Origin of the sequence: Pseudomonas sp. BIGb0381, from assembly GCF_024809815.1 — a bacterium.
Lineage (GTDB): Bacteria > Pseudomonadota > Gammaproteobacteria > Pseudomonadales > Pseudomonadaceae > Aquipseudomonas.
The window spans coordinates 13781-26713 of sequence record NZ_JANUEN010000015.1 but is presented as its reverse complement, the minus strand read 5'-3'; the positions used below and the strand labels follow the sequence as shown (position 1 = coordinate 26713).

Here is a 12933-nt window from a genome sequence, read left to right as displayed (position 1 = left end):
TATCTGTGGGGACAGGCTAACCGCCACGGATTGTACGACTACTCGCCACCTGTTGGGGTTTGCAATTGAGGTACGTCGAGGACTTCAACCAGCGTTGGTCGGGGTACCACGAAAACATGAACTGCCCGTCCTTGAGCTTGTCCACCACCTGGCGCGCCACCTGTGGACGCACGGCCGGGCAACCCTGGCTGCGGCCGATGCGGCCTTCGCGCTTGCTCCACAAGGGGCTGACGTAGTCGGCGGCGTGAATCACGATGGCGCGGTCGCGGGCCTGGTCGTTGAATCCCGGTTCCAGGCCGTCCATGCGCAGCGAATAGCCATGGGTGCCCAGGTAGCTTTCCTGGGTGCGGAACAGGCCCAGGCTGGATTGGTGGCTGCCTTCGAGGTTGGAGAACTGGGTGGCGAAGTTTTCCCCGGATTTGGCGCCATGGGCCACCAGGTCGCGCAGCACCAGGGTTTTCTTGCGCAGGTCGAAGATCCACAGCCGACGGGCGGTCGAAGGCTGGGAGTAGTCAATCACGGCCAGGCGCTCGGAGCGTTCTTCGCCATTATTGACCGCGCATTGCACGGCGTTCAGGGCGCTTTTCAATACAGCGGGATTGAGTTCTGGAGCCGACCGCGCCAGGCTGCTATACAAGGAAGGAGGGTTGCCATTGGCGGCGAGCGCAGAATTGCTCAGTAAAGCCAGGCCCACGGTGGCCAAACCGAGGCGGCACATAAAAGTCAGCATCTACAGTACATCTCCCCCGCTGTGGATTGGAGCAAAGCCATTGTTCAAAAAACACGCATGTTACTTGAGCATTTGCTTGCTCGTTGCACCATTGGTCGCGACAGCCGATGCGCTGCCGGTGCAGCCGTTGCCCGTTACGACCCCCGCGCCGCTGGACCTGGCTCCGGTGCAACAGGCCCTGGCGCAGTTGCCCAGTGTCTGTCCCGGCCTGGCATCGCAGATCGATGCGCCGGCCCTTGCGCGCCTGCAAGCGTTCTATCAGCAACAAGGCGATGCACCGTTGTGGGCGGATGAGACGCGCCGCCAAGCGCTCCAGACTCAGTTGCTGATGCTCGCCGACGACGGCCTGGACCCCACCCACTATAGTCTGCCTGCGGCGGATGCCACGGCCAACGTGTTGTGCAGCGACATCGGCAGCAGCCAGCACTACCTGCAAGCCCTGCACGATCTGCACTACGGACGCCTGCAGCAATCGCGCTTCGAACCGCTGTGGCATTCGCAGCCGCCCACCCGTGACCCCAACACCGAAGTGCTGGCCCTCGCTGCCGTCGGCCTGCAGGACATGGTGCAAGCCTTCGACCAGGCACGCCCCAGCGCCGATCTTTACCGCAGCCTGCGCAACGCCTATTCCATGGTGCGTCTGCAACCCTTGCCCCATTGGGACCCGGTCGGCAGCGGCCCGTTATTGCGTCCCGGCATGGAAGACCCGCGCGTCCCGGAACTGGCCCGTCGGCTCCACAGCGGTGGCTACCTGCCCGTCGAACCCAAGGGCGCGGGCACACAATACGGTCCGGAACTGGTCACGGCGGTGAAAGCCTTCCAGCTCAGCCACTCCTTGCAATCGGACGGTGTGATCGGCGCCGGCACGGTGGCCGAACTCAATATCAGCCCGGCCATGCGCCGTGAACAACTGCGCATCAACCTCGAGCGTTTCCGCTGGCTGGCCCAGGACCTGGAGCCCGAAGGCGTGCTGGTCAACGTCGCCGCCGCGCAACTGAGCGTGTACCAGAGCGGCATCCCGGTGTGGCAAACCCGCCTGCAAGTGGGTCGCGCCGAACGCCAGACGCCGCTGCTCAAGTCTCGCATCACCCGGCTGACCCTCAACCCCACCTGGACCATCCCGCCCACCATCATGCGTGAGGACAAACTCCCGGCCATCCGGCTCAACCCTGAATACCTGCGCCAGCAAAACCTGCAAGTGCTCGACGCCGAAGGCAACCCGCTGGCGCCGGAAAATATCGACTGGGCGCGCCCCGGCAATATCCTGCTGCGCCAGGAAGCCGGCCCGCGCAACCCGCTGGGCAAGATCGTGATGCGCTTCCCCAACCCGTACTCGGTGTACCTGCACGACACCCCGAGCCAACCGCTGTTCACCAAAGGCCCACGGGCGTTCAGCTCCGGTTGCGTCAGGGTTGAACAACCGTTGCTGCTGCGCGACCTGCTGGTCAGCCCGGCCGAACGCGCGCGCACCGATGAACTGCTGGCCACCGGCGTGACCCATGAATTCAGGCTGGCCACCCCGGTGCCGGTGCTGTTGGGTTACTGGACGGTGCAGGTCGACGCCCAGGGTGACCTTGTGTACGCGCCGGATATTTATGGGCGCGACCTGGTGTTGATGAAGGCGATGGGGAGTGTCCTCTAGGGCATTGCCGTGTGGGCGACGATTAACGCGACGGCCTCGGTGGCTGTCACGGAGGCCGTGTCCAGGGTCAACACGGGTGGGTCCCAGCGCTCGTACTCGTGCGCCGACACCGACTGCCAAGTCGGCGGCGTCAACCCGGGAATGTCGCCCGTACGGCTTTCCACCCGGCGCTGGTGTTCCTGCGAGTCTGTGCACACCACCTGAATATTGATCAGCGCCACCTCTGCCTTCGCGGCCATTGCTGTCCAGGCTGCCCGACTTTCCTGCACCGGGTTCACGCAATCGGCGACGACCCTATGGCCCAACTGCAAGTTACTCAGCGCCAGCGCATTCGCCACGCCGTAACCGCTGGCACCGACATCACCCGCCAATACGCCCGCGTCGCGAATCGCCTGCTCGATCACATCGATGCGCAGATAAACCGCACCGGTCTGGCGCGCCAACTCGCGGGCAATCGTGGTTTTGCCGGTGCCGGGCAGGCCGCTGAAGACGATAAGCATGTGTGGAGTTCCGTTCTGTTTTTAGATTGAGGCTGGGTTACTGCTATCTGGCGGGCTTGCGCCCGCAGTCTTCGAGGTGGAAAAGCTCACGAGGCTGTTGCTTCATTCATAGGTTTCCCGATCACGATGGAACAGAGGGATACGACCGTTAAGAGAGGCCAGATAACGCCACCGGAGGGAGCGAATCGACGAGGCGGGCTTTCGACGCAGCCAGGCCAGAATCGTTTCAGCCGCGATAGCCAATGCAAGTTGCTGGCCTGGGCATTTATGCCTTCCCGCACCGAAGCTGAACGTTCTTCGCTGAGTACGTTTGAGCAAGAAGCTATCGGGGTTTGGGTTAACAAACGGATCTCTATTGGCAGAAGCCAGCAATACTAAAACGGTATCGCCCGTCTCAAGGACGGTATCCCCAATCATGCATCGCTTTGCGACGAATCGGCGGGTGTTTTGCACGGGCGAGTCGTAGCGTGCCACCTCTGCCACCAAGTCTGCAACGAGCAGTGGTGTCGCGCGTATGTCTTCAACCAGTTCAGGCTGCCGATGAAGCGCTACGAGGGTGTTGCCGATCAGGCCGGCGGTGGCTTCGCACGTCTGTGACAACAGGCCGATCAGGTTAGCGATCAACGCCTTTTGATCGCTCCAGCCGATGGCTTCGCATCCGCTCAGGAGATGGCTGAGGAAGTGGGTTGCTTCATCAGCACTACCCAGTAACTCGCTGAATAATTGGCTTAGCTGAGTGGCCGCGTCATTAGCTATACCGAGTTGAATGTCGTTGCTTAATGGCGACAGGCACGCGACGAAATCCCGTGTCAGCTTCGCAACGTCTTGCTGCTGGCTGGATGGGATACCTATCAAAGTTGCAACGACGCAAACCGGCAGCGTGAACATCAGCTCATCCAGGTTTTCCCCGGGGTTGTCGAGGGCCTCGGCCACGTGCGACACGACATCTGCGATGTTTTCCGTACCTGTGGAATTCAAGGCGGGTTCGATAGCCTGCCTGGGGCACAGGTGCTGCGGACCCTCGTTCATGCGCATCAAGCGGCCGAAAATCACCCCGGCACTGCTTTGTGCAATGGCAGGCGGCACGGCTTCGTTCAGTGGCCTCACTCTGCAGTCGGGATGCCCCAGAATGGCCTCGACAGCGTTGGCGCTACTTGCAATCCATACACGAAGATCTTCGTCGAATAGCAAGCCGTTTTGCTGCCTGAGGCGTGAGTAATAATCGTAGGGGTCAGCATGGGTAGCGGCATCAAACGGTGTCATTGCGTGAGTCCTGTTCACAAAGAACGGCTACTATCGATCACCTTTCATGGCGACGCTTCGTCCAGGAACGAAATATGGAAGTTCAACGCAATGACACCGCCATTTCCAGAGTGGCCAGCGCTATTGCCGAACCTGCAAGGACAAAAATGTTGTGTTCGCTGATGGACGGCCACGCCCGCACCAGTACCGAAATGGCTGTCATCGCCGATGTGAGTGCATCCACGGCGAGCGCGCATCTGGCAAGACTGAAGGACGACGGTTTGGTCAGGCTGCACACGCAGGGCAGGCATCGCTACTACAGCCTCGCGGACACACACGTCGCCCAGGCCATCGAGGCGCTTATGGTGATCAGCCAACAGGTAGCTGCACGGTATGTTTCAACGACCCCAATCCGATTGCAGTTCGCGCGCACCTGTTATGACCACATGGCAGGTGCATTGGCTGTACGCCTGCACGATCATTTCATGGCGTCAGGCTGGTTGATCGTGCCAGCCGCCGAGGATGGCCTGTACGCACTCTCGGTGAGTGGCGAGAAAGCGATGGCCGATCTCGGTATCGAGATAGAAAAAGTCAGGGCACAGCGACGTCGCTTCGCCTGCCCATGCCTGGACTGGAGTATGCGCCGTCCGCATCTTGCAGGCGCACTCGGAGCGGCTTTCCTGCAGGTGTTCATCAGCCGCAAGTGGGTGACTCAAGACCTAGACAGCCGGGCGCTGGCATTGACATCGAGCGGGCGCAAGGCACTGTCGGGTCGATTCGGGATGGTGTTTGAAGAGCAAGAAATGGAGGTGCCTTTTAGTGCGAAACCTGAAACGGCCCGGATACTCAAGACACCACAGGACGCTTTTCCATGACCTTGCCGTTCACAAAGATGCACGCCCATGGCGACGACTTCATCATCATCGACCGCCGTGGCCTGGACGACCCTGTCACCCCCGAGGTCGCCCGCCGCCTGGGCAATCGCCACACCGGCATTGGCTTCAATCAACTGGCCGTGGTGCTCGACTGCGAAGACGCCGCCGCGCGCATCAAGTTCTGGAACCCCAACGGCACGCCGCTGCAAACCTGTGGCAGCGCCACGCGTGGGGTGGCCGACCGCTTGATGCATGAAACCCGCAGCGATTCGGTTGTGCTGCGCACTGACCGTGGCCTGCTGACCTGTGTGCGCGAGGCGGGGCGGCGGGTGTCGGTGGACATGGGCGCGCCGTCGCTGGACTGGTCGGCCGTGCCGCTGGCCCAGGCCATGGATACGTGTACGTTACCGCTGGCGGGCAACCCGGCGGCATGCAGCATGGGCAACCCCCATTGCACGTTTTTTGTGGCCGACATCAACGCCATCGACCCGGCCGTCGTGGGCCCGGCGCTGGAAATTCACCCGCTGTTCCCGGCCAGGACCAATGTGCATTTCGTGCAGGTGCTCGACCGTGGGCATATCCGCCTGCGCATCTGGGAGCGTGGCGGCGGTGTGCCGCTGGGTTCCGGTTCGTGTTGTTGCGGCGCGGTGGTCAATGGCATTCGGCGTGGCTTGCTGGATGCCACGGTGCAGGTGGAGTGCGACGGCGGTACGGTCACGGTGTGTTGGGACGGGCAGGGCGGCGTGGTGTTGACGGGCAGCGTGGAGCCGATCATGCAGGGCAGTGCCTACCTGTTCTGAAACGTCACCGTGAAGGTGGTACCGGCCGTGGCACAGGAACTCACCGCCACATCGCCGCCATGCACCTTGGCCAACTCCCGCACGATATACAGGCCCAGGCCCACGCTGCGCACGTCGCTGCCTTGGTCGGTGCCACGGGTCATGGGCTCGAACAGCCCGGCCAGCAAACCTGCCGGAATCGCCGTGCCGTGGTTGTGCACCGCCACTTCGCAAGCGCCGTCGGCCAGGCGCGAGGTGATGGTGATCGGCCGTTGCGGGTCACCATAGGCCACGCTGTTGGCCACCAGGTTGCCGATGATCTGCTGCACGCGATCGGCATCCAGGCAGGCGTCGCCACTGCCTTGTGCTTGATGCACCAGCGTTGCCTTGGGGAACGCCACACGCAGTTCGTCCACCGCGCGATGGATCACTTCATGCAGGTCCAGCGGCGCCGCCTTGATGGTGATGCCCTGGCCGACCCGTGCCTGGGTAAAGTCCAGCAGGTCGGCGATCATGCGCTGCGCGCGCTCGGAGGACTGGCCGATATGCCCCAGCAGTTGGCGCTCCTTGGGCGTACGTTCGCCACGGCTGAGAAAGTCCGAGGCCATGCGAATCGCCGTGAGCGGGTTTTTCAGATCATGGCTGACAATCGCCACCATCTGCTCGGCAAACAGGGCGCGACGCTGGGCGATGGCGTAGGCCTCGTTCAGTTCGGCCTGGGCTTGTTGCAGCGCGACTTCGGTGGCGGTTTTTTCCTGCAACAGCGCTTCGGCCAGGTTGCGTGCGTTGAGCAACTCGCGCTCGTACTTGTCGCGGTCGGTGGTGCCGAACAGCGCCAGGTCGTACACCACGACGCCGGCCTGTTCACGTTTGTTGCCGTTGAGCAGCACGGTCAGCTTGTGCCCATCGCGGTGCAGCAAGTCCAGTTTTACCTCGGTGACGCTGCCGTGCATGCGCAGCATCGGCGCCAGGTGGGTCTGGTGGAAGATCTTCCCGCCCATGCTCAGCAGGTCTTGGAAGCGCCGGCCTTGCAGCTCGGCGAGGCTGAACCCCAGCCAGTCGCTGAAGCGCGCGTTGGCCTGCTGGATCGTGCCATCTTCCGTGGTGACCGCCAGGGCGCAGGCGGCGCTGTCGAACAGATCAGCCGGCACGTGCGGCCATCCAGGGCACCAGGAAGGCATCCATGGCCGCCGCGCAGGCCTGCGGCGCGCTCATGTGCGGGCAATGGCCGACGTTGTCCACCAGGCAATAGGTGCTGTTGGGCAGCACGCTGTGCAGGTATTCACCCACGGCCACCGGGGCGATCAGGTCGTCACTCGATTGCAGGATCAGCACCGGGGTGGGCAGGCCGATCACGTCCTGGCGGTTGTCCGACATAAAGGTCACTCGCGCGAACTGCTTGGCGATGTCCGGCTCGGTGCGGCAGAAACTCTCGGTCAACTCGTCGCTCAGCGCCGGTTGGCCGGGGGCGCCCATGATCACCGGGGCCATGGCGCTGGACCAGCCGAGGTAGTTGCTGTCGAGGGTGTCGAGCAGGTCGTCGATGTCGGCGCGCTTGAAACCGCCCACGTAGCCGTCGGCATCGATATAGCGAGGCGAGGGGCCGATCATCACGTGGGCGGCGACACGGCCGGGGGCCAGGCGGTCGGCGAGGGTGCCGATCATCGCACTGACCGAGTGCCCCACCAGGATCACCGGGCCCTCGGCAAAGGCGTCGATGATCTCGTTCAAGTCGCGGGCATAGCCGTCCAGCGTGCTGTACTTGGCCTTGTCAAAGGCGTTGAGGTCGGAGAGGCCGGCGCCCGTCAGGTCATACAGCACCACGCGAAAACGCTCTTTGAACTGCGGCGCGAGGTAGTTCCACATGGCCTGGTTGCAGCCAAAACCATGGGAAAACACCAGGGTTGAGTGCCCGTCACCCATCACGTTGACGTTGTTGCGCTGGAGTAGGCCCATGGGGATCTCGAAATTATGGCGTATTGCTAGGTGTGCTGCAGTTTAGATAGTCGATGGCTTTGGGTCACGCCTTATAGCGTTGATAGGGTAAAGTCGGCGCCTTCAGGAAGAAACTTCAGGTAACAAACATGATGCGGTGGTTGCGGCAATCCGTCTTGAGTCTGCTGGTATTGATGTCCACCGGCCTGTTTATCACCGCCCAGGCCGACACGTCGCCCATCGGCGTGGCCCTCGACCAGCGGGTGATCGACCTCACCAACACCCTTGACGCCGACACCACCACCCGCCTGAAAGACCAACTCGCCGCCCTCGAACAGCGCAAAGGCGCTCAGGTTGGCGTGTTGCTTGTGCCCACCACCGGTGGCGCGAGCATCGAGGACTACGCCAACCAACTGTTCCGCGCCTGGAAACTGGGGCGCAAGGACATCAACGACGGCATCCTGCTGGTCGTGGCCAAGGACGACCGCAAGGTACGCATCGAGGTGGGGTATGGCCTTGAGGGCACGGTGACCGACCTGCTGGCCCATCGGATTATCGAAGAGCACATCACCCCGGCGTTTCGCCAGGGCGACTATGCCGGCGGTGTCGAGCAGGGCGTGAACGACCTGGTTGTCCTGGTGGATGGCGGTGACTTGCCGCAAGTGGCCGGGCACGGCGGCAGTCTTGAGGCGCTTGCGGTGTTGCTGGCGTTTGTGTGCGGTGCCGTCGGCGGCGTGCTGGTCGCGGCGCGCAAGCTGGGCTGGCGGGGGGCGCTGATCGCCACGGCAGCCGTTACCGTGGCGCTGGTGGCATTCGCCGGCGGCCGGGAATGGCCGATGTACCTGCTGGTACTGCCCTTGACCCTTCTGATCGGCGGCGCCACCTTCGGCGCCTTGTGGCTGGCGCGCACGGCGTTCTACTGCGTGATAGGGCTGTTGGCCTATATCGTCGGGGTGGTGATCGCCAACCGGTTCGTGGAGGTCAGTTATATCCATTGGCTGGTGTGGCCGTTTGGCGCGGCGTTGGTGCTGGGCTTGTACCTCGGGTTGTTCTTCGTCATCAGGGCATCCTGGAAAAAGAGCCCGCGTTTTTTCCTCCTGCGTGCGCTGGCAGTCATGGCCATCTACGTCGCTGCGGGGACACTGTTGGGGCACGGGTATCAGGGCTGGATCGTGGCGATTCCAGTGGCCTCCTTTGTGGCGTTTATCGTGTTTGTGCAGAGCATTGCCAGTTCCGGCTCGGGCGGTGGCTCCGGTTCGGGTTCCAGTGGCTCCAGCTCCAGCAGCAGTTCCTCGGGGGGCGGTGGTTCCAGTGGCGGTGGCGGGGCGTCGGGGAGTTGGTAATCGGAGCTTGTTCTGCGTGACGCCAGGCTGCAAACGGCTGTCCGGCAAAGCCCGGAGCGTTACAGCCGCTTGGACAGAAACACGCGACTGCTGCCTGCCGGTTCACAAGGGACCTCCCCGAAGCGCACCCATCCATGCTTTTCATAAAACCCCGGGGCCTGAAAACTGAGGGTGTAGAGCACCGCGTTCGCGCAGCCGCGCCGCCGAGCTTCGTGCTCAAAGGCGTGCAGCAACCGGCTGCCGAGGCCCGTGCCGCGCAGGGTTTCGGGCAGATGGAACAGGTCGAGAAAGGCCATACCCAAGGTGGTTTTGCCGGTAATGCCGCCGACGATCTGCCGGGTGTCGGGGTCTTTGATCAATACCGTCAGTGGCAGGCGGTCGTTGTAGCCGGCAATACCTTCGTTGAACGCCGCGAGGCCGTTGCCGAGAATGCGCTCGGCGTCGGGGTTGGGTTGGTCGCTGATTTCTATAAGCGCTGCGGTCATCGCGAAACCCTCCGTTGGTTAAAGCGTCATCACCATCTCATGCCACGCCATGCCGCCATGATCCGAGGGTGAAGGGCGCACATAGGTGTAGCCCATGCGGGTGTACAACGGCACATGCTGTTCCTTGCACATCAGGTGAATCGTGCGCTTGTCCATCGCGCGCATGCGCTGCACGAACTCGGTCATCAACACCTTGGAATACCCCTTGCCCTGATGCGCCGGGTCGACCACCACCGACATGATCACCACATTCGGCGCCTCGGCCGAATGCCCCACCAGTTCCTTGAACGCCTCGTCCGACATCACCACTTCATGGGCGCAGCCGCCGTTGATAAAACCCACCACCTCGCCCTCGGCCTCCAGGATCAAAAAGCCTTGCGGGTATAGCGCAATGCGCGTGGCGATCTTTTCCAGGGTCGCGGCTTCGTCGCCCTCGTAGGCGGTGCTTTCAATCGCGTAGCAACGGGCAGCGTCGGCGGGGAGGGCGTTGCGTAAGGTGAGGGCGGGCATGGGCGTTTCCTGGAGCGTTGAGCGAAAGGCCACATGATAACGGCCTCGCTGGGACTCTGCGCTGAACACAGAACAAAATTGTGGGAGGGGGCTTGCCCCCGATGGCGGCGTGTCAGTCAACCCATTTATAACTGACCCACCGCTATCGGGGGCAAGCCCCCTCCCACAGTTTTGTCCGCGCCAGGCTTGGTGGTGGGTGCTGTTTCCGATGCATGTTGGTCAGGGCCATCGAGGTCAAGAGGCAGTGTGGAGCCCGCCAAAGCGGGCTTCCTCACCGCTCAAGTCACATCAACTCACCGCAGGCGAATCAAACCCTCGCCGCTCGATCACCGTAAACACATCCGCCACATCCTGGACCATGATCCGGGCGGTATTGGCGACGGTGTTGATGTCGTGCTCGGCATAGTCGGACACGTTGGAACAGGCCATCAGGTGCAGATAGGCGAGGGCGGCGTTGAGACGCTCACTGGCGCAGGCATGCAGCTCGCTGAGTGGGGCGTCGCTGTCGATCAGCAGCACGGGGTAGTCGGTTGCGGTTTGGGACATGGGGGTGAAGCGGCGGGGCGGGTGTTGAGTTGTCATGGTAATAATCCTCAAGAAAGAATAATTGCCACCGTTTTGCTGCGAAACAAAGGGGGTGGCAGCTGTGCGCGGGTTCGCAGACCGGGGATTATTACCAGAACCCGGCAGACCCGAAGGTCTCCCACGCACAACCGCCATAAAACGAGAGGCAGCCGTGAATCGGCTGCGTCGGGTTTGACGGTACTGGTAATAATTGTGAGGGCTGCGAAACCCTGTCGCTGACCAAAGCCGGCGACGGGGCGAACTATAAAGTGCCGTCAGCCGAGGTGCAACCGACTGGCAGAACGACTGCATCGGCCTAAGGGATTGATAAGATTAAACTGCCAAAGCGGGAGCAAACGCCCTCACCTCCGTTATTCATTCACCCCGGCGGGCAATGAAAACCCATGAAGGAAGGACCCCATGCTGGAAATAAAACGCGCCACCCCCACCGACGCCAACGCCGCTTTTGACATCCGCCGCGCAGCCATCCGTAGCCAATGCATCGGCGCCTACGCCGCCGAACACATGGCGCTCTGGACCCGTGGCAAGGCCGAGGACGGCTACAGCGCGCTGATGGAAAAACCGTTCTACCTGGGCTGGCTGAACGGTGAGCCGATCGCTACCGGCATGCTTGACCCGGCCAACCACGAAGTCGGCGCGCTGTTCGTGTTGCCCGCATTCACCGGACGCGGGCATGGCAAGGCGATGCTGGATCACCTTGAGCAGGTCGCACGGGAACTGGCGATTGAAGAGGTGGTGCTGGACGCGACGTTGAATGCCGCGAGTTTTTATCGCGCGTGTGGCTACGTGGGGGATGAGCAGGCGATTTACCACTCGCCGTCGGGGTTGCAGTTGGCGTGCATTCCGATGAAAAAGCAGATTGGTTGAAACGGTGTACTGGCCAAAAAGCGCTATTTGCTTGTTACGCAATAATCTGCTCCGCCCGTCACCCTCAAAGTCTGGTCAATAACCGGCGATGTTATAGTCCCGGCGCTTTTTTACCTTTTGATCGCGCCGGGAGGCCCCAGGAGACTCCGCATGAACCTCTACACTGCAGGCTACGAAGGACTGTCTATCGACGCATTCATCGCGCGACTCAAGCAGGCTGGGATCGACAAGGTGCTGGATGTGCGTGAATACCCGCTGTCGCGAAAAAAAGGCTTCTCCAAAAATGCCTTTGCCCAATGCCTGGCTGCGGAGGGGATCGCCTATGAGCACATCCGGCCGCTCGGCTGCCCGAAGCCCATACGCAGGCAATTCAAGGAAGACGGTAATTGGGCCACCTATGCGCGTGAGTTCAGGGCTTATATCCGCACCCAAGGCACGGTGTTGAGCGAGCTGCTTTGCAGTGCGGCTGAACAGCGGGTCTGCATGGTCTGCTATGAGGCGGACGCAAGTTTTTGCCATCGCAGTTTGATTGCCGAAGCCGCGCAGGAAGTGGAGCCGTCGCTGGAAGCTCAGCATCTGTCGGTCAAAACAACGCTATTTGTTGATCGTCTTCGTTCTGTCGCTTAGGCGGATAGATCAAGCTTACGATCAGCCACTGTTTGGGAAAACGATGGATCGTGCCCATCAACAGCATGAGGTCTTTGTCGGGTAGATCGGTTTCCAGCTTGTGCCGAAAGGGGGCCTCCCAACCTTTTGCGCCGTGTTTGCGATACACGTTTCTGAAGAGTTGACTGGCTTCCCAGTCGACAATTTTGTGGATATGGGTTTTCAGTTCACCGTCGACCAAACACTCATAAACGTAATGAAAGTCGAAGGGCACTTTCTCCAGGCGCTTGATGCTGGCGTGTTCCTGCTCTTCAAACAGGCTGGGTTGGCGTTGCATCGATTGCAGCTTGTCAATTTCCTCTGGGGTCCATTCTGTAGAGGCTGATTTCTGGATGCGTAATGCTGCGATGCGTGCCGGCCTGATCAGGCCTAGCGTGACGTTATGCTCAATCCTGGCCTTTTCCAGTGCGTCAAAATTTTCATAAACCATCAGTCTGTCCAGCAATACTCGTCTTTCGTACCAATCGCCTGCGGGCAGGGTCCTGCCCACACAAATACTGTCCACGCCGATCTTATGGCTTTCTGGTCTGCGGTCCGCCGGGCTGCGTTCTATAGAGGCTTCGATCCATTGCCACTTGGCAAACTGCTGATCACTGGTCACCAAGCGAAACGGTACGGGATACAACCGTATGAGATTGCCGTCCTCATCCATCCCCGCAACGCAGGATGTTTCGGCATATTTTGCGCTCGGGGAAGGGTAGGTTTTGCACAGGATCAAGATTCGAACTTTGCGTTTCATGGGGGCCATATCCAGAAGTCTTTTCTGAACTGTAT

At 61.3% G+C, this 12933-nt stretch carries 15 protein-coding genes; 6 read left to right on the top strand and 9 right to left on the bottom strand.

Annotated elements, in window-relative coordinates; all coding sequences use genetic code 11:
• Window positions 1-16 precede the first annotated feature (16 nt).
• Window positions 17-730, bottom strand: a complete 714-nt coding sequence (locus tag M2397_RS27720; protein ID WP_131699911.1) for a murein L,D-transpeptidase catalytic domain family protein — start codon at window positions 728-730, stop codon at window positions 17-19.
• A gap of 40 nt (window positions 731-770) precedes the next feature.
• On the opposite strand from M2397_RS27720, the gene M2397_RS27715 reads away from it, so the two are divergent.
• Complete coding sequence (locus tag M2397_RS27715; protein ID WP_259244839.1) at window positions 771-2372, top strand: murein L,D-transpeptidase; 1602 nt, start codon at window positions 771-773, stop codon at window positions 2370-2372.
• On the opposite strand, the gene M2397_RS27710 is transcribed toward M2397_RS27715, so the two are convergent.
• Window positions 2369-2872 carry an AAA family ATPase gene (locus tag M2397_RS27710; protein WP_259244838.1) on the bottom strand — a complete coding sequence of 168 codons (504 nt, stop codon included), beginning with the start codon at window positions 2870-2872 and terminating at the stop codon, window positions 2369-2371. The two genes, M2397_RS27715 and M2397_RS27710, sit on opposite strands and share 4 nt — an antisense overlap.
• A 102-nt stretch (window positions 2873-2974) precedes the next feature.
• Window positions 2975-4135 carry a cytochrome P450 gene (locus M2397_RS27705; RefSeq protein ID WP_259244837.1) on the bottom strand — a complete coding sequence of 387 codons (1161 nt, stop codon included), beginning with the start codon at window positions 4133-4135 and terminating at the stop codon, window positions 2975-2977.
• Between the two features lie 74 nt (window positions 4136-4209).
• Here M2397_RS27705 and M2397_RS27700 point away from each other — a divergent pair, with 74 nt between their 5' ends.
• Complete coding sequence (locus M2397_RS27700; RefSeq protein WP_259244836.1) at window positions 4210-4989, top strand: helix-turn-helix transcriptional regulator; 780 nt, start codon at window positions 4210-4212, stop codon at window positions 4987-4989.
• Complete coding sequence (gene dapF, locus M2397_RS27695; protein ID WP_259244835.1) at window positions 4986-5789, top strand: diaminopimelate epimerase; 804 nt, start codon at window positions 4986-4988, stop codon at window positions 5787-5789. The genes M2397_RS27700 and dapF overlap by 4 nt, the downstream gene beginning before the upstream one ends.
• On the opposite strand, the gene M2397_RS27690 is transcribed toward dapF, so the two are convergent.
• Window positions 5777-6919 carry a PAS domain-containing sensor histidine kinase gene (locus M2397_RS27690; RefSeq protein ID WP_259244834.1) on the bottom strand — a complete coding sequence of 381 codons (1143 nt, stop codon included), beginning with the start codon at window positions 6917-6919 and terminating at the stop codon, window positions 5777-5779. The two genes, dapF and M2397_RS27690, sit on opposite strands and share 13 nt — an antisense overlap.
• A complete protein-coding gene (locus M2397_RS27685; RefSeq protein ID WP_145338464.1) occupies window positions 6909-7724 on the bottom strand; it encodes an alpha/beta fold hydrolase in 816 nt (271 codons plus the stop codon). Before M2397_RS27685 ends, M2397_RS27690 begins: the two co-directional genes overlap by 11 nt.
• A gap of 128 nt (window positions 7725-7852) precedes the next feature.
• Between M2397_RS27685 and M2397_RS27680 the strand changes: the two genes are divergently transcribed.
• Entirely contained in the window at window positions 7853-9046 is a 1194-nt protein-coding gene (locus M2397_RS27680) for a YgcG family protein (RefSeq protein WP_259244833.1), read from the top strand.
• A gap of 59 nt (window positions 9047-9105) precedes the next feature.
• On the opposite strand, the gene M2397_RS27675 is transcribed toward M2397_RS27680, so the two are convergent.
• From M2397_RS27675 to M2397_RS27665, 3 genes are all read right to left on the bottom strand, one after another.
• The gene (locus M2397_RS27675; protein WP_131699918.1) at window positions 9106-9531 is read right to left on the bottom strand and encodes a GNAT family N-acetyltransferase; all 426 of its coding nucleotides are present in this window, start codon (window positions 9529-9531) and stop codon (window positions 9106-9108) included.
• An 18-nt stretch (window positions 9532-9549) separates the two neighbouring features.
• A complete protein-coding gene (locus tag M2397_RS27670; RefSeq protein ID WP_259244832.1) occupies window positions 9550-10041 on the bottom strand; it encodes a GNAT family N-acetyltransferase in 492 nt (163 codons plus the stop codon).
• A 288-nt stretch (window positions 10042-10329) separates the two neighbouring features.
• Window positions 10330-10623, bottom strand: a complete 294-nt coding sequence (locus M2397_RS27665) for a fructose-bisphosphate aldolase (RefSeq protein WP_131699920.1) — start codon at window positions 10621-10623, stop codon at window positions 10330-10332.
• 402 nt (window positions 10624-11025) lie between these two features.
• Between M2397_RS27665 and M2397_RS27660 the strand changes: the two genes are divergently transcribed.
• A complete protein-coding gene (locus tag M2397_RS27660; RefSeq protein WP_184742672.1) occupies window positions 11026-11493 on the top strand; it encodes a GNAT family N-acetyltransferase in 468 nt (155 codons plus the stop codon).
• A 150-nt stretch (window positions 11494-11643) separates the two neighbouring features.
• Window positions 11644-12120: a DUF488 family protein gene (locus tag M2397_RS27655; protein WP_145338468.1), complete on the top strand. Its 477-nt coding sequence runs from the start codon at window positions 11644-11646 to the stop codon at window positions 12118-12120.
• On the opposite strand, the gene M2397_RS27650 is transcribed toward M2397_RS27655, so the two are convergent.
• Window positions 12077-12898 carry a hypothetical protein gene (locus tag M2397_RS27650; protein WP_259244831.1) on the bottom strand — a complete coding sequence of 274 codons (822 nt, stop codon included), beginning with the start codon at window positions 12896-12898 and terminating at the stop codon, window positions 12077-12079. The two genes, M2397_RS27655 and M2397_RS27650, sit on opposite strands and share 44 nt — an antisense overlap.
• Window positions 12899-12933 lie beyond the last annotated feature (35 nt).